This is a genomic window from Aureibaculum algae, assembly GCF_006065315.1.
GTDB classification, from domain to species: domain Bacteria; phylum Bacteroidota; class Bacteroidia; order Flavobacteriales; family Flavobacteriaceae; genus Aureibaculum; species Aureibaculum algae.
This window is the reverse complement of the sequence record NZ_CP040749.1, coordinates 45,127-61,659: the sequence shown is the minus strand read 5'-3', so window position 1 is coordinate 61,659 and position 16,533 is coordinate 45,127. Positions and strand designations below refer to the sequence as shown.

The 16,533-nt window shown below is 32.2% G+C and carries 12 protein-coding genes; 4 read left to right on the top strand and 8 right to left on the bottom strand.

The features are described 5' to 3' along the window. Positions 1-377: 377 nt before the first annotated feature. From FF125_RS00235 to FF125_RS00215, 5 genes are all read right to left on the bottom strand, one after another. Positions 378-2,084, bottom strand: coding sequence for a RagB/SusD family nutrient uptake outer membrane protein (locus FF125_RS00235; protein ID WP_138947896.1), 1,707 nt, complete (start codon positions 2,082-2,084; stop codon positions 378-380). Positions 2,085-2,104: 20 nt separating this feature from the next. Then, entirely contained in the window at positions 2,105-3,268 is a 1,164-nt protein-coding gene (locus FF125_RS00230; RefSeq protein WP_394344126.1) for a TonB-dependent receptor domain-containing protein, read from the bottom strand. Positions 3,269-3,277: 9 nt separating this feature from the next. Continuing rightward, the gene (locus tag FF125_RS00225; RefSeq protein WP_138947894.1) at positions 3,278-4,009 is read right to left on the bottom strand and encodes a SusC/RagA family TonB-linked outer membrane protein; all 732 of its coding nucleotides are present in this window, start codon (positions 4,007-4,009) and stop codon (positions 3,278-3,280) included. A gap of 39 nt (positions 4,010-4,048) precedes the next feature. Beyond that, a complete protein-coding gene (locus tag FF125_RS00220) occupies positions 4,049-5,560 on the bottom strand; it encodes a SusC/RagA family TonB-linked outer membrane protein (RefSeq protein WP_175418838.1) in 1,512 nt (503 codons plus the stop codon). Between the two features lie 151 nt (positions 5,561-5,711). Next, positions 5,712-6,881: a FecR family protein gene (locus FF125_RS00215; RefSeq protein ID WP_138947892.1), complete on the bottom strand. Its 1,170-nt coding sequence runs from the start codon at positions 6,879-6,881 to the stop codon at positions 5,712-5,714. A gap of 354 nt (positions 6,882-7,235) precedes the next feature. Here FF125_RS00215 and FF125_RS00210 point away from each other — a divergent pair, with 354 nt between their 5' ends. Continuing rightward, positions 7,236-7,826, top strand: a complete 591-nt coding sequence (locus FF125_RS00210; RefSeq protein ID WP_138947891.1) for an RNA polymerase sigma factor — start codon at positions 7,236-7,238, stop codon at positions 7,824-7,826. Between the two features lie 10 nt (positions 7,827-7,836). On the opposite strand, the gene FF125_RS00205 is transcribed toward FF125_RS00210, so the two are convergent. Beyond that, positions 7,837-9,576, bottom strand: coding sequence for an ABC transporter ATP-binding protein (locus FF125_RS00205; RefSeq protein ID WP_138947890.1), 1,740 nt, complete (start codon positions 9,574-9,576; stop codon positions 7,837-7,839). Between the two features lie 348 nt (positions 9,577-9,924). Between FF125_RS00205 and FF125_RS00200 the strand changes: the two genes are divergently transcribed. Next, a complete protein-coding gene (locus FF125_RS00200; protein WP_138947889.1) occupies positions 9,925-10,890 on the top strand; it encodes a M28 family metallopeptidase in 966 nt (321 codons plus the stop codon). Positions 10,891-10,994: 104 nt separating this feature from the next. Here FF125_RS00200 and FF125_RS00195 read toward each other — a convergent pair whose 3' ends face one another. Then, the gene (locus FF125_RS00195) at positions 10,995-11,894 is read right to left on the bottom strand and encodes an alpha/beta fold hydrolase (RefSeq protein WP_138947888.1); all 900 of its coding nucleotides are present in this window, start codon (positions 11,892-11,894) and stop codon (positions 10,995-10,997) included. A gap of 53 nt (positions 11,895-11,947) precedes the next feature. Between FF125_RS00195 and gldA the strand changes: the two genes are divergently transcribed. Next, a complete protein-coding gene (gene gldA, locus FF125_RS00190) occupies positions 11,948-12,841 on the top strand; it encodes a gliding motility-associated ABC transporter ATP-binding subunit GldA (protein ID WP_138947887.1) in 894 nt (297 codons plus the stop codon). 42 nt (positions 12,842-12,883) lie between these two features. On the opposite strand, the gene FF125_RS00185 is transcribed toward gldA, so the two are convergent. After that, positions 12,884-15,520 carry an AsmA-like C-terminal region-containing protein gene (locus FF125_RS00185; RefSeq protein WP_138947886.1) on the bottom strand — a complete coding sequence of 879 codons (2,637 nt, stop codon included), beginning with the start codon at positions 15,518-15,520 and terminating at the stop codon, positions 12,884-12,886. Positions 15,521-15,707: 187 nt separating this feature from the next. Here FF125_RS00185 and kdsA point away from each other — a divergent pair, with 187 nt between their 5' ends. Then, on the top strand, positions 15,708-16,526 hold the full coding sequence (kdsA, locus tag FF125_RS00180) for a 3-deoxy-8-phosphooctulonate synthase (RefSeq protein WP_138947885.1): 819 nt from the start codon (positions 15,708-15,710) through the stop codon (positions 16,524-16,526). The last annotated feature ends 7 nt before the right edge of the window (positions 16,527-16,533 follow it).

Below are 16,533 nucleotides of genomic sequence, written 5' to 3'. Positions count from 1 at the left end.
AAAACTAATTAGAATCAATTTATGTTAATTAAAAAACCAGATGCTTTTTGCTTTGATTTTTTAAAACAACTCTTAAAAAATGCTTCTTTAAAAGAGTACGCTAAAAATATTGATTTCTATGTCTCTGCTAGCTTATTTTCGACCAATAACTACAAAAAGAAGATAAAAAAAATTTCTTAATGACATTTAAACAATACGCAACCTGTTTACTGCTTAAAAAGAAGATATTAAATTGTAATTAATGGACATTCTTAAGAATTTCTACATAGACTTCAACTCTTATTTTAAAATCTTTTGTCGACACTGACAGTATAAAATAAAAGGGAAAACTTTTACATTTCCCCTCTTATATCAAACTCAAATAATTCTATTTTTTATTATTGGTCCCAACCTGGATTTTGAGTTAGGTTTGTATTAAGTACTAATTCTTCTGCAGGTATAGCGAGTAAATAATCACGATCTGGGTTAAACTGATAACCAGTTGCTATATCATTTAAATATGGGTCGAGATAATTATCTACATCCACTGGTTCACCTGCTGACACATTTGATATTAAAGCTTCATAATAAGCACCTCTTGGTCTTTTATTTACAAAAAGATTATGTGCTCCCCAGCGCATTAAATCGTCCAGTCTAAAGCCTTCATTCATTAATTCTACAACTCTTTCTCTTCGTATTTCTTGAAGAACATCAGAAAGTGCATAGCCATAATCTGGCCATTCTGGATCAACAGTAATTGCTCCTAATACAAGGTGAGGCATATTTACACGGTCACGTAATTTGTTAATTGACATGTCTAAATCCTCTTGCGATATGGTTCCTAATTCAGCTTTGGCTTCAGCATAGATAAGCAACGCTTCTCCATATCTCATAATGATTTTTGCAGCATCTTTAGTAAAATTGTTTACACCAGCATCTATTTCTGGAATTCTATATTTTTGAGATTCATAGGCTCCAACACTCTTATCTAAAGCTGGTTCTTCCCAATAAACTATTGATCCATTAATATTTACAACAGTTGTGTCTCCAGGTACCATTATTGTTGCTGCAAGTCTTGGGTCTCTATTTGTCTCGATAGTAGCCAGTTCAGTATCTCCTTTATAATCACCACTTACAGAAATGGGTAACCCGTCTGTACATAAGTAGCTTCGAATAGCATCTCTCGAATAAGAGAAATTATTTGGCCAACTAATTTGAGAGTCATTACCAAATGAATTTCCTAAACCAACAAAATCATATTGTCTCCAAAGTATAATTTCATTGTTCGCACTCAGGTTAGTTTGATTAAATAAGTCTCCATAACTAGCGTTTAAAGATCTAGTTTGTCCATCTATTAGGTCTTTTGCTGCAGCTGCGGCTTGTTGTAAAAAACTAGAACCATCTGAACCAGAAACACCAAACTCAGTACCATTGTGGTATTTCTCCCAAGTACCTTCGTAAAGTGCAATTCCAGCTTTTAACAATTGTGCTGCTTCTTTACTAACACGCGGACTAGATAAATCACCTTTTGGTTTAAGCAATGAAATTGCCAAATCTAAGTCAGCAAGCATAAAATCAACCACTTCATTTCTAGGCGATTTTGCTCGATATAACGCATCTGTATCTAAATTATCAAAATAAGCATCATAAATAGGTAAGTCACCATACTTCTTTAACAAGTCGTAATAAAAATAGGCTCTAAAGAAATAACCCTCACCTGTAAATTGATTAATTTCTACTTCTAACCCTTCTGCTTTTGATACATTTGATACAAAGTAATTAACGAGTCTTACTTCATCCCAACTCCATAGAGAAGCCGAGCCAGAATTTGGAATGCCTTGAGTTCCTTGTAACCTTGATGGTGCACTTAGGCCAAGACCAAGATCAGTACCTACATCAGGCATTTGTGCACTACCAAATCCGGAACCAGACCATCCAGGTAATTTATTATAAAATGAATTAGCATACAACTCTAAATCACTAGTTGTTTTCCAGAATTCAGGCTCTGATATTTCATCTAGAGGAGTTCTATCTAAGAAATCTTCATTACACGACACTAATAAAAGCGTCGAGCATATAGTTAGAAAATATATTATTTTTTTCATGATTTTTATAAATTAAATTTTTAAAATGAAATATTAATCCCTGTTGAAATGGTTTTTGATAAAGGATAAGATGCCGCTCCACTAAACGTACCTCGTATTCCTTCTGGATCATAAAACAACATATCTGATATTGTTATAAGGTTTTCACCCGTTACAAAGATTCTAAATCTATCAATTTTATACTTTTCAAGAATGTTTTTAGGAATTGTAAATCCAAGTTGAATCGTTTTTAATCTAGCATAAGCACCATTTTGTAAAAAATGATCTGTACTATATCTGTAATTTCTATTATTTTTACCACCATTCTGTGAATAAGGCCTTGCAAAATAAGCATCAGTATTAGGTCCAAAAGGACTTGTGGTATCATCCGGTCTATAATAGTCTAAATGCTCTGCATAAACATTCGAGTGAAATGGCCCTTGTGCTGGCCCAAGAAATTGTTTACTATTTGCACCATTCTGATATGAAACATCTCTTTTTCCTACACCTTGTATAAACATACTAAAATCTATACTTTTATATTCTGCTCCAAGTCTAATTCCATATTGGTACCTAGGTGTACTATTACCAATAACCTTGAAATCCCCAGTATCACCTACTGTATTTGTTCCATTGTTTATGACTCCATCACCATTTAAGTCGGCATATTTAGCATCACCTTCACCAAAAGTACTATTATGAACCCATTTTTGATTGATAATTGCATTTCGTTCTGTTGCTTCTTCTGGGCTTTGAAACCAACCTTCCCAGGTTAATCCCCAGATATCTCCTAGGTCTTTTCCTGCATAAAAATCTGAAACCAAACTCGACTTATTAGGAAACTCTACAATAGTTTGTTTATAATCAGAAAGTGTTGCTCTAACACTATACTTAAAATCACCTATCGAATGTCTCCAAGTTACCTCAGTATCCCAACCTTGAGTACGTGAAATACCCCCATTTATTAAAGGAGAAGATGTTCCAAGTGTCGCAGGTAATGATGTCCCGCTTGTTGCCATGTTTTCAATATCTGATCGATACCAGTCAAAAGTAAAAGCAAGTTTATTATTTAATGCTAAAATATCAATTCCGACATCTGTAGTTTTAACTGTTTCCCAAGTAAGATTTATACTTGTAAGGTTTGGTGGACTAGCTGTATATTCTCTTTCTCCGTTAAATAAGAAAAAACCGTTAGCATTACCTATTCTAGGAATTTATAAGTAATTACCTACATTTTGATTTCCTAAAGACGCTTTTGAAGCACGAAGTTTAAACATACTTATGTCTTTAATATTCCAGAAATCTTCTTTTGCAATATTATATCCTAATTCTATAGAAGGAAAACCAGCCCATCTATTTCCTGGTTCAAATTTTGAAGATCCATCTCTACGGTAAGTTAACCTGGCTATATATTTTTCTTTATAATTATAACCTAATCTACCAAACATACTCTCTGTTGACCAATGAGAAATATCATCGTTAACTGTTTGATCACCTACAGCGGTAGATATGGAAACAACATTATCACTTAATAAACCAAATGCATTTGCATTTAAGTTGTATACGTTATATTGTTCATTTTGATAACCCACCGTAGCATCAATATTATGTCCACCGATTGATTTAGAATACGAGGCAAATAAATTTGGTGACAAATATTCATTAGTAAACAACGTAGGAGCAACTCGAGTTTGGTCTCTGGAAATAATGTTTCCAGTAGTACCATTAGGTAGCGTCCATTGGTATTCTGTAGAAGTATAAACTCTTTTATTATTATTTGTCCTATAGTTGTATTGTAAATTAATGAATAAATCTTTTATAGGTTCTATGGTAACTCTAGGCATTAAGTTTAACTGATTTGTCTTCGTTACCTCATTAGAATGTTGCCATGAAGGATAGTAAGCTTGTGGAAGAGGCTCACCCCAAAGTGGATCTACAGTAGGCATGGTTGGTTTAAGCTTTGATAATTGATCAAAAACTCTACCTCAACCATATGCAGGATCCCAAGGAAACTCAGCATCACTTTTCGTCATTTTTGTTAAAAGTTCAAGTGACAACCATTTAAGAGGTTTTGCAGCTATTTTTGCATCTAAATTATATCTGTTATAATTATTTTCTGCCACTTTAAATAAACCATCTTCAAAGTATGCCCCACCTGAAATGTAATAATTTAACTTTTCGTCACCACCTCTAATACTTAAATTATGTTTTGATTTTTGTGTCCATTTATGAAAAAGAAAATCTTTCCAAACCGTTGAACCACTTCCACGAAGACCTCCACTAGTAACATCCCAAGAGGTATTCGTTGAATTAGGAACCAAGGTAGGAGCACTTCCTGGATTAGCCATATTTTGTTCTATCCATCCTAATCTTTCATCTGTATACCATACTCTACCATTATGATTTGTCAATGCATCATTCATGGCATACGCATAATCTAACGCATTAGCTTGATCTGGCCATTTCGTATATGTTGAATATGAAAAGTTATTTGAATAATTAACTATCATACCACCTTTCATGTTTTTACCACTCTTGGTCGTAATTAAAATAGCACCACCGGCAGCTCTTGAACCATAAATAGAAGCAGCTGCAGCATCTTTTAATACACTTACAGTTTCAATATCTTCTGGATTTATATCATTTATATTCATAACCGCACCATCTATAATAACTAATGGTTCCGCATTGTCTATACCTGTACCTGTTGAATTACTAGTCATTAATCCACGAATATTGATATTTTGTTCAGCCCCTGGCTCACCTCCACTTTGGGAGTTCGTAATAGAAAGACCTCCAATAGCTCCTTGTAAACCTTGAGTTACATTTGCTACTGCTCTGTCTTGAAAAGTTTCAGCACTTACCTGTGCAACAGCTGAAGTTACAGTTGCTTTTTTTCGAGTACCATAACCTACTACAATAACTTCACCTAAGTTTGCCGTAGACTCCAAGAGCGTAATCGTAAGTTCTGTCTGGTTGGTAACTACTATATCTTTAGTTTCAAATCCAACAAAAGAGATTTCTAAGATTGCATTGGCATTTTTAACATCTAAAGAAAATTTACCATCAAAATCTGTTTGAACACCATTAAGTGTACCTTTTTCAACAACACTTGCTCCTGGCAATGGCTGCCCACTTTCATCAAGTACGGTACCCGAAATTTTAATCTTTTGAATTTCAAGCTGTTTCGGATCACTTTTTTCGACAATAATAACATTATTATCAGATAACCTGAAAGAAGTATCGCCATTAGAAAAAATGTTGGTAAGTAGTTGGTTCAATAAAATTTCACCTTCTTTTAAATTAACTTTAGGAGCATCTTTAAATAATTCTTGTGGATATAAGAAACTAAATTTAGATTGCTTACTTACAACCTTGAAGACCTCATCTATAGACATTTCCATGTCTTTTTTGATTTTAATTTTCTGCTGTGAATAACTATCAACAGTGTTGAAACTAAAAACGGTAGTGCATAATAGAAAAATAAATGCTCTCATAATAAATAGTAGTAGCCGACTTCGAGTGAAAGATCGGGCATTGATAAAATTAATTTCCATAAATTTGAATTGTGTTAGTTAAACTTATTAATTAATACATAATCTCCGGGATGAAGTGAAACGGCCAAATTTCAATACTTCATCCCATTTTTTATTTTAGTAATACTATCTTATTCTTTATTTCATATTTTTTAATTATTCCAAAATTTTTAACAATATTGAGTACCTCGTTTATGTTTACATCCTTTCTTAGCGATCCGTTAAACCGTTTTTCTTGAGCAGCTTTGTTTTCAAAAACAAATTCAACATCATACCAACGAGAGAGTATGGTAACAATATCTTTTAACGGTTTCCCTTCAAAACTAAAAACACCTTCTTTCCAAGAAATTTCATTATAAACATCTACCTTTTTAACAGTTAATTCTTTTGTATCAAGGTTAAGATTTAATTGCTCATTTGGTGTTAATCTTCTTTTCGTATCATTTGCATTAAAATCAATTTTTCCTTCCACAAGGGTGGTATATATATTTCTTTCTTCCTTATAGGCCTTTACATTAAATTGTGTGCCAATAACTTCAACTTCTTGTTCATTACAAATTAAGTTAAATCTAGATCCATTATGATTAGAGCTTGGTGATACGACAAAATAGGCTTCACCATAAACTAGTTCTACTTCTCTAGTTTCACCAGTAACAAAATGTACAGGGTATTTTAATTGGGTTGCAGAATTAAGCCATACTTCAGTATCATCAGATAGCTTTAAATAAAACTGACCACCACGAGGAATAGTAAGGTAATTATAAACTATTGATTTTTTTGTACCTGTCTCAGAAGAATAAGCCAATTTTTCTCCATTACTGTTGATATTTTCAGATTGGTAATTTTTACCTTTCCCCAATGTAATATTAGACCCATCTTCTAATGTGAGCACAGCCTTATTAGTACCCGGTTCAATAATTACAGGTACAGTATCTTCAGAAATAGTTTGAGTAGGGATATTAGATAGATAGCCTTGTTGATAGTAATAGCTTAGCCCTAAAACGAAGATGGCTGCCGCTGCATACTTCATAATAGATCTAATTCTTTTTTGTTTAATTACAGATTTGTCCTTACTAATTCTTTGCAACAATACTTCCTTTACATCAAGCTTATCTTGATTTTCTAACGTATATAAAATGGAATAATGTGTGCGAACAAATTCTTTAAAAATTTTGTAATTATTTGGTTTTTTTACCCAGTCTCTTAATTGATCTAACTCTTCTGCATTGGCAGCTTTGTTAATATATTTTACAATGAGATTTTCTGTGTTTTTAGAAATCATTTGGATAAGTTAGTTAATATAATTAACCACCCCATTTTAAATACCCTATGTTTTTTTAACTTTTTTTTAACGATTAGAAGATTAAAAAAATGAAATCACTATTTTTGAATAATTATTTTTACGATATCGTTTTTAATAATGCCAAAATATTTCATTATTTTTTATTACGAATTTTGATTATTATATCTGTTCAGACTATTAGTAATTATAAGGGATTGATTAATTTTTACAGAATCTAAATTCAGAATTTAAAACCATTGGTATTAACTAATTTCACTTCGTTTTTTTAGGTGTTTTGGAAAACCAAAATATTTAATGTTTTATACATTTGAGTGACTAATCTTATTTAAAAATTTGAATACTAATTTTGAAAATAATACATTTTTAATTGAATCTCTTAAGCAAGGAGATGAGAAAGCCTATTCTCATTTAATTGAAAAATTTCATAAAAAGTTGTTCACCTATGCTTTTTCGCTCACAAATAATAAACCGCTTGCAAAAGACGTATTGCAAAATGTTTTTTTGAATGTTTGGATTTTTAGAGATAAACTCGATTCAAAACTTTCCATTAAAAATTTTTTATATACTGCTACTTACAATGAGTTTATTAGGCAATATTGGAAGAATCAATCCACCAAAGATTTAGAAAATAAATATGCTCAAGCCTTAAACGAGGTGATAGAAGAAACGGATGAGAAATCAATTAATACATTAATATCAATTGTAACCCAAGAAATTCAAAACTTACCGAAAAAATGTAAAAAAGTTTTTCTATTAAGCAAGGAAGATGGTCTTACAAATATGGAGATATCTGAATATTTAGACATCTCCATTAAAACAGTAGAAGCTCATATTTCAAAAGCCTATTGTATCATTAGAGAAAAAATTGGTGAAAAAACAAGTAGTATCTTGTTCTTAATTTTTCCTAATAAAAAAACATCTTAATTTTTTTAACCTATATCCTACTTTGATAGGTATATAAATCAAAATATCTACCTTTTTTGGCGATAAGTTCGTCGTGTTTGCCTTGTTCTACAATATTACCATCTTCAATAACTAAAATTTGATCTGCTTTTTGAATGGTACTTAACCTATGAGCAATTACAAAAGTAGTTCGGTCTTGCATTAAAACCCCCAAACTTTTTTGAATGTACGATTCACTTTCGGTATCTAAATTAGAAGTTGCTTCATCTAAAATAATAACTTTCGGATCTGCCAATAAGGCCCTAGCAATTGAAATTCGCTGGCGTTGACCACCTGATAATTTCACTCCTCTTTCGCCAATTACGGTTTCTAAGCCATCATCAAATCGATCGGTAAATTCATTTACATAAGCTCCTTTAACCGCGGCTAATAATTCTTCTTCAGTAGCATCTGGCCTAGGGAATAATATATTTTCTCTAATGGTGCCTTCGTATAAAAAATCATCTTGTAAAACAACGGCTAAATGCTTTCTAAAACTGTTCAGGTTTACCCTTGCTAAATCTATCCCGTCAAGGGTAATTTTTCCTTCAACAGGATTTAAAAATGTAGCGGCTAATCCTGCAATGGTACTTTTTCCTGAACCTGAAGAACCCACCAATGCGGTAACACTTCCAGAAGAAGCTTTCAAAGAAATGTTATGTAACACCTCCTTGTTTTCTTCATAACTAAAAGAAACATTGTCAAAAATGATATCTCCTTTTATATCCTCTAAAACAATTGTTCTCTTTTCCGGATCATCTTCTTCGGTCATATTCATCAACTCTTGTGTACGGTCTAAACCCGCCATGGCTTCGGTAAGTTGACTCCCAATATTACTCATCTGAACTATAGGTGCAACCATAAACCCCAACAATAAGGTAAACTGAACAAAATCACCCAATGTCATTGAACCGCCCATAATATAATAACCACCTAACCCCATGATTCCCGCAGAAGCTAATCCAATTAGAAATGTAGATGAACTTGTAATTATAGCTGTAGCAGTCAAGCTCTTTTTTACATTTTGAAATAATTTATCAACCCCTTCTTCAAACGTTTTATTCTCTTGCTCTTCAGCATTAAATCCTTTGATGACTCGAACTCCGTTAAGCGTTTCTGTAAGGCGACCCGTTACCTCAGCATTAATTTTTCCACGTGCTTTAAAAATTGGACGAATTACACCAAAAGCTTTCAGCATAACAACTGCAAAAATCAACACAGGTACCAACACGACAAATGTCATTGTGGCATTTATTTTAAGTAACCACACAAAGGATAATATGGCTGTTATTGAACCACCTATAAGCTGCACCAACCCTGTTCCTACCAGGTTCCGAACACCTTCTACATCAGTCATAACACGAGAAACCAAGGCTCCAGATTTATTATTATCGAAGAAATTTATGGGTAATTTTAATAATTTACGTTGCACTTTTGCTCGTAATAATGATATTAAATGTTGAGCTTCTACACTTAACAATCTTGTTAATGAAAAAGAGGTTACTGCTTGAATTAATAATGCACCCACTACGATAATTATAAGGGTGTATAACCCACTCATATCTTTATTCGGAACAACATCATCAATTAATGTTTTGGCCTGAAGCGGAATAACTAACCCCGCCAAACTCTTCAAAATAATTAATATTAATCCAATAGATACAATTTTTCTTCTTGGCCAAATAAATTCTTTAAATGCCCATGCAAACGATACTTTCTCTTTTTTACTCATGCTACCTTATTGACTAAAATCGAGCCAATTTATTTTGGCTGACAATTAGGCATAAAGTTACACTATTCATTAGTTTCTAAATAATCAGGATAAGAGGATTTAAAAAATCGCTAAACCAAAAATTAACTTAAGCAATAAAAAATTAGAAAAGAAGATAATTTATCGAAACACCCTTCACAACGTTGAATAACTATCTACACTGTTGGTAGTATTAAATCAACAAAAATATTTTTACATGATAAGAGCATATTAGTTCAATTATTAGAAAACAAATAAAAAAATTCCCGACCTTTGTTTTTGCAATTTCTAATTTATTTAGAATCAAAGGAAACCATAATTATAATCGAAATGTTTAAGAAATTAACCCCCTGCTTCATACTACTTTTTCTTTTTTTACAAGTAGCTCATTCTCAAAAAAATGTTACGGTAAACGAACTGAAAAAGCATATTAATTTTTTAACTTCAGATAAGAATGTAGGTCGATATCCTGGTGAAAGGACTAATAAAAAAGTGGTTAGTTATATTAAAAAACAATACAAACAGTCTGGAATAAAACCATTAAAAGGCAGCTATAAACAAGCGTTTATGGCTCAACTAAGAGTCAAAAAAGATGAGCCAAAAAAACCAGAAGTAAAAACTTGGAATGTAATAGGTATTATTGAAGGGTCAGACCCTAAACTTAAAAACGAATATGTGGTTCTTGGGGCACATTATGATCATTTGGGTCTTGGAGATGGACCTTCGTCAAAGTCTGAAAAAGTTGGAGTTGTATATTACGGTGCTGATGATAATGCCAGTGGAACTGCAGCCCTTTTGGAAATAGGTGAAAAAATTGCTGCTCATAAAGATACATTGAAGCGAAGTGTGATATTGATTGCCTTTGGTGCTGAAGAACAAGGGTTGTTGGGCAGTAAGTATTTTGTTAACAATCCCATTGTTCCCTTAAATCAAATCAAATTAATGATAAATATGGATATGGTTGGCAGACTAAATGAGCAAAAACATATTTATATGGGTGGTGCGGGAACATTTGACGGCGGTATGGAATTAATGAAAAAACTAGGTCCTAAGCATGCTTTATCTCCAATTGTTAATGCAGGGTCTGTTGGTGGCTCAGATCACGTTTCATTTTATAAAAAACAAATATCTGTAATCGGACTACATACTGGCGGGCATCCTCAGTACCATACTCCTGAAGATACTGCCGATTTAATTAATTATCAAGGTGAAAAAAAAGTTTGTGATTATATTTATGACGCTATTATAAATGTTGCGACAAGTACTTCTGAAATAAATTTTATTCCACAAGATTAAAAATTATTTAGATTGTAAAAACACTTGACATATCTGACATTACCCGTTTACGCTATTTAAAATGACTTTTTCGATAATGAACGCTAACGAAGATGATTTCAAAATTATTGAGTTATAGTATTATCTAAAACCTTTAGTAACTTTCTTTTTATCAGATCGTAATTTTTAAACAAAATAAAATGATTGGCATTTTTTACCGAAACTGTATCGAGTAGCTTATTGGGCACTTTAGATACAATAAACTCCATATTTTTATAAGGTACAATTTTATCTTTGGTGCCGTGATAGTACGTAATTGGTGTTTTAATATGTTGCCAATCTTCTGACATTTTAGTTAATTCGTCAACATGTGTCCATTTTTCGCGGTCTGAAACTCTCAAAGCCTTTGAAAAAAGCCACCGTGTCGCTTTCCAATGTGCCAGTTTACCTAATGCAAAGAACTTTTCATCTTTTGGTGAAACTGCACCAGCAACCATTAAATTATTAGAAATAGTTGGATATAAATAATTCATTTTTCCAGGAATTGCCACTCCATAAGACCAACTTACTAGTATTACATCATCAAGTTGCTCGTTTTCAATAATTGTATAAATACTTTCAGCTTGTGATGTGATTGAAGTTTCCGCCTTTCCATAATCAGAATAACCATACCCCAAGCGATCAACCGTTATTAAATTAGCTTTTTTATTAAGATCGATATCTGTTACATATTTAAAATAATCTTTACCAGCTCCAGGTGCTCCATGAATAAATATAATGGTTGGTAACGATGTATCAATTTTTTTACTCGCAATAAACCGGACTCTTTTTCCGCTATAATCTTCGTAATAAATTCTAGCCTTTAGATTTTCTTTTCTAAATTTATTTTCAATTTTTCTATCACTAACCTTAAAGGTAAAGCAAGAACTTAACATTATCAATAACAACATTGATAAGATTAGAGACTGTTTTTTGTAAATAAATTTAACTATTTCATTCATTCTTAAAGCAATTGATTGGTTCAAAAGTATCGAAATTTTAGAAAAGATTTGTTTCTTTGTAAACTAAACAATCATCTATGTCAATAGAAGTACAAAACATTAGCAAAACTTACGGAGCACAAAAAGCCTTAGACGATATTAGTTTCAAAATAAACTCTGGTGAAATTGTAGGCTTTTTAGGACCTAATGGTGCTGGTAAATCTACGATGATGAAAATCATTACTACCTACATCAATGCTTCTGGTGGGGTAGTTCTTGTAAACGGACATAATGTAGCAACTGAACCCATGTCAGTAAAACAGTCTGTTGGGTATTTACCAGAACATAATCCGTTATATTTAGACATGTATGTCAAGGAATACATACAGTTTAATGCTTCTATACATACTATTTCTAAATCAAGAATTCAAGAGGTAATTGAGCAAGTTGGTTTAACACCTGAAGCTCACAAAAAAATTAGCCAATTGTCTAAAGGTTATCGTCAACGAGTTGGTTTAGCAGCTGCGTTATTGCATGACCCTGCCGTGCTAATTTTAGATGAGCCAACTACAGGATTAGACCCAAATCAATTGGTTGAAATAAGAGGATTGATTAAAGAAATTGGCAAAATAAAAACGGTATTGTTTTCAACGCATATTATGCAAGAAGTTGAAGCCGTTTGCGACCGGGTAATTATTATTAATAAAGGACAAATTGTAACTGATAAAAAACTGAATGAACTTAAGTCTGATAAAGAACAAGTTATTGAAGTTGAATTTGATTTACGTGTTGAACCTCAATTAATCAATCAGATTCCGAAATTGAAAAACATAGAAAATATCTATGATAACATTTGGAAACTTACTTTTAACACTAGTAAAGACATGCGTCCTGCTATTTTCGATTTTGCTCATGATAATGGATTAAAACTACTGCAATCTTCTATAAAAAATCAAGATTTAGAAAGTCTATTTAGAAGTCTTACGAAGTAGAATCCCCTCCTAACCTCCCCAAAGGGAAGGCACTATTAGCAATTAGTTTACCGTATCTTTCTTCTTTTTCTTTCCAAAAAGATTTTTTAATGCATCTTTCGCTACGTCTTCAACTGTAGTTTTCGGTGTAGATTTCGCTACTGAATCAGTAGAAACAGCTGTTGAATCCTTAGTTTTTTCTTTACCACCTAGTAAATCTTTTAACGCATCGCCAACCTTATCTTTCCCTTTCTCAATCAATTTATCTTTTTGTTTTGCCACCAACTCCTTTGTTAAATCAGTCACAGCTGATTTCATATCCGTTTTAACCGTAGGATTCTTAAAACTACCTGAAATTAATGCATTAACTGGTATTTTAATGTTTTCACTGTCTTCTTCTTTTAATTGTGCTAATAGCTTTGTTACATCAGCCCCTAAGTACTTAGCTGGTACATTTACAACCGCTTTATAACCTAAAGTATTATCAAAACCATGACCACCACTGATGTCAATTTTAATATCTTCATAATTAATAGAAAAAGGATGTACCTCTACTTTACCATCTTTAAATGACAACGCTGTTTTTAGATCGTCTAAATTCAATTTTTTAGCGTCTAGAAAGGTGAGTTGGTCTTCTAATTTCTGTATTAAAGGAGAATTTTCTGATGAAAGCTTTGAACTCAACAATTCTGCAGCAGCTTTACCAGACAATGTGCTCAAATTGGGTGTAAAATCATTATTCAAAAACCCTGAAAGGCTAATGTTTGTATTTAATTTTCCTTGAATTATGTTGGCAATTGGTGCCAATGCTTCTAACAAACTCAATTGTTTAAAAGATTCATCAATATTTAAGCTTTTCATGTCCAAATTCATGGCAAAAGTAGGAGTTGCTGATTTCGTAGACACATTTCCATCAAAACCAATGATACCATTAAAAAGATTGGATTTCATATTTTTTAACGTCGCTGTTTGATCTTTAATTATCAACGTACCTGACACATTTTTTAATGTTAGGTTATCATACAATACTGTATTTGCTTTTGCATCAATAGTACAGTTTAAAAAAGAAGGTATTTTAATACTCTCAGTTGCTGCAATTGGGGTTTCTTTTTTCTTTTCTCCTTCTTTTTCATTTACCTCAGCTACCATAAAATCATTCACCGAAAAAGTATTAGAGTTCAAAGAAAAACGGCCTTCCATGTCTTCTTTATTGAAGAAAAAGCCAATTAAATTATCTATACTACCCGTGGCTTGAATGTCTGTTTTTCCCAATTTAGCATCAAAACTATTTAGCTTTACAGATTTGGGATTTAACGTTAATGAAGTTTTATCAATTATTAATTTATCACTAAGCTCTGCCGATACATATTCAAAATTCTGCAATGAAAAAGTACCTGAAGTTCTCGTGTTTTCATATTTTCCTTTTTCTATTGAATTCATGTCAAATGCAGTATTGGCATTTATAGATAAATTTCCTTTCAAATCTTTTACAGCTTCCGCAGGATATACCTTTTCTAAATTCGCCAAGTTTATTTTTCCATCCAAATGAGCTTTAACCTTCATGTTTTCTGTTACTTCTGATAATTTTGCAGACGCATTAAATACCTCTTTGTCTATACGGAAAGATAAGGTATCAACATTTATATAGGTATCTTTTACCAAACCTGTTTCATTTGCAATCTTCGTATTTATATTGATATTTTCCAATGATTTTGGTAAATCAGGATACTTAAAAGAAGCATTATCCGAATTAATTATAATATTAAACTTCGGAATATGAGTGTCGTCAACCACACCGTCAAAATTACCTGTAACGTCAAAATTACCTGTAGTTGTTACCCCTTCAATATTTTTAGAATACACCTCAGGTATTAACGCCAAAAAGTTCTTAAAATCTGATGATGGCGTTTTAAAATTGATAGCTACTTCTTGGTTGTTATCATTAATTTTAACGAACCCGTCAAAAACTAAAGGCAATTGATTAATTAAAGCCTTATTTTCTAAAAAGCTGAATTTATTTTCGTTTAAATCAATACCAATTAAAGCTTGTAAATCAATTTTATTGTTGTTAAAATAAGCAACACTATCCATTTCAAATGAAATTAATCCATCCGTTTTTGTATCTAATTTAGACGTTGCTGCCGACAAATTGCCTTCTCCTTTATGGTTAAACTCTTTTAATGAAAACGCCATTTTACTCGATGCGTCTGTATAGGAAATTTCACTGTTGGTAATACTATACCCCTCTAATTGCAACTGTAAAGGATCTGACTCAGCAGTTGAAGTTGTTTCTGTGTCACTCTCTTTTGCAATATCATAATTAGCATTTCCATTTTCATCAATTTTAACCGTTAATTGTGCACCATCTATTGCAAATGTAGTAATGCTAATATCAGAATTGCTCTTAAACAACTGACCTATTGGTAATTTTAAATTAATTGATTTTGCTTTAAATAAAGTGTCTCCTTCGAAAGGAGCGTTATTTACCAACGAAGTATTGTTTAATGAAACTTCAGCACTCGGAAAACTACTCCAAATACTTAAATCAGCATCTTCAAAATCTAATGTAGCATTCAAATTATTGTTGGCTGTTTTCTTTACCAATTCTATTATTTTTCCTTCAAAAACAATGGGAATAATAATTACTGCCGCTATTAGAACAACTAAAAATATCCCTAATATTTTAAATAATTTTTTCATGTATATATATGCTTGTTTGTCTTTATTTTTATAAACTTTATTCGAATGGTAAAATATAACACTTTAATAACGCATTTTATCTCATAACATTTTATCATTAACTCAATTGGCAAAAGTAATTTTCATTTACTATTTCTCATGTTAAGAAAAGCGTAAAATATTGTACTTTTGCAATAAATTTTAACGCATGGATATTTCTGTTATTCCCAATATTAAACATACAAATAGTAACAACTTTTTTCTATTGGCTGGGCCTTGTGCCATTGAAGGCGAAGAGATGGCTTTACGAATAGCTGAAAAAATTATTTCAGTAACTGATAAACTAGAAATTCCCCTTATTTTTAAAGGCAGTTTTAAAAAGGCTAACCGTTCTAGAGTAGATAGTTTTAGTGGAATTGGAGATGAAAAAGCCTTAAAAATACTTCAAAAAGTAAGTAAAACTTTTGGGGTACCTACAGTAACTGACATACATGAAAGTGGTGATGCTTATCTCGCCGCTCAATTTGTTGATGTCCTACAAATTCCCGCATTTTTAGTTCGTCAAACTGATTTAGTGGTTGCTGCTGCAAAAACGGGTAAGGTTGTCAATTTGAAAAAAGGACAATTTATGAGTGCAGAAAGCATGAAACATGCTGTAAATAAAGTGATTGATAGCGGTAATGAAAAAGTTATGATAACCGATAGAGGTACCATGTTTGGGTACCAAGACATGATTGTCGATTTTAGAGGAATTCCTACAATGAAACAATTTGGAACCACAATATTAGATGTAACACATTCTTTACAACAACCAAATCAGACCTCAGGGGTAACTGGTGGTAGACCTGATATGATTGAAACCATTGCTAGAGCAGGAATTGCCACAGGGGTTGACGGATTGTTTTTAGAAACTCATTTTGATCCTGCTAATGCCAAATCTGACGGTGCTAATATGTTACATCTAGATCATTTGGAAAAACTACTCACCAACTTAGTTGCCATAAGAAAAACCATAAATACACTATAATTAGAAA

What these genes read in the sequence shown, in the direction of transcription:
- FF125_RS00235 (WP_138947896.1), bottom strand. Translation starts at nt 2,084, where the DNA reads ATGAAAAAAATAATATATTTTCTAACTATATGCTCGACGCTTTTATTA.
- FF125_RS00225 (WP_138947894.1), bottom strand. Translation starts at nt 4,009, where the DNA reads ATGCCTACTGTAGATCCACTTTGGGGTGAGCCTCTTCCACAAGCTTAC.
- FF125_RS00220 (WP_175418838.1), bottom strand. Translation starts at nt 5,560, where the DNA reads ATGAGAGCATTTATTTTTCTATTATGCACTACCGTTTTTAGTTTCAAC.
- FF125_RS00215 (WP_138947892.1), bottom strand. Translation starts at nt 6,881, where the DNA reads ATGATTTCTAAAAACACAGAAAATCTCATTGTAAAATATATTAACAAA.
- FF125_RS00205 (WP_138947890.1), bottom strand. Translation starts at nt 9,576, where the DNA reads ATGAGTAAAAAAGAGAAAGTATCGTTTGCATGGGCATTTAAAGAATTT.
- FF125_RS00200 (WP_138947889.1), top strand. Translation starts at nt 9,925, where the DNA reads ATGTTTAAGAAATTAACCCCCTGCTTCATACTACTTTTTCTTTTTTTA.
- gldA (WP_138947887.1), top strand. Translation starts at nt 11,948, where the DNA reads ATGTCAATAGAAGTACAAAACATTAGCAAAACTTACGGAGCACAAAAA.
- FF125_RS00185 (WP_138947886.1), bottom strand. Translation starts at nt 15,520, where the DNA reads ATGAAAAAATTATTTAAAATATTAGGGATATTTTTAGTTGTTCTAATA.
- kdsA (WP_138947885.1), top strand. Translation starts at nt 15,708, where the DNA reads ATGGATATTTCTGTTATTCCCAATATTAAACATACAAATAGTAACAAC.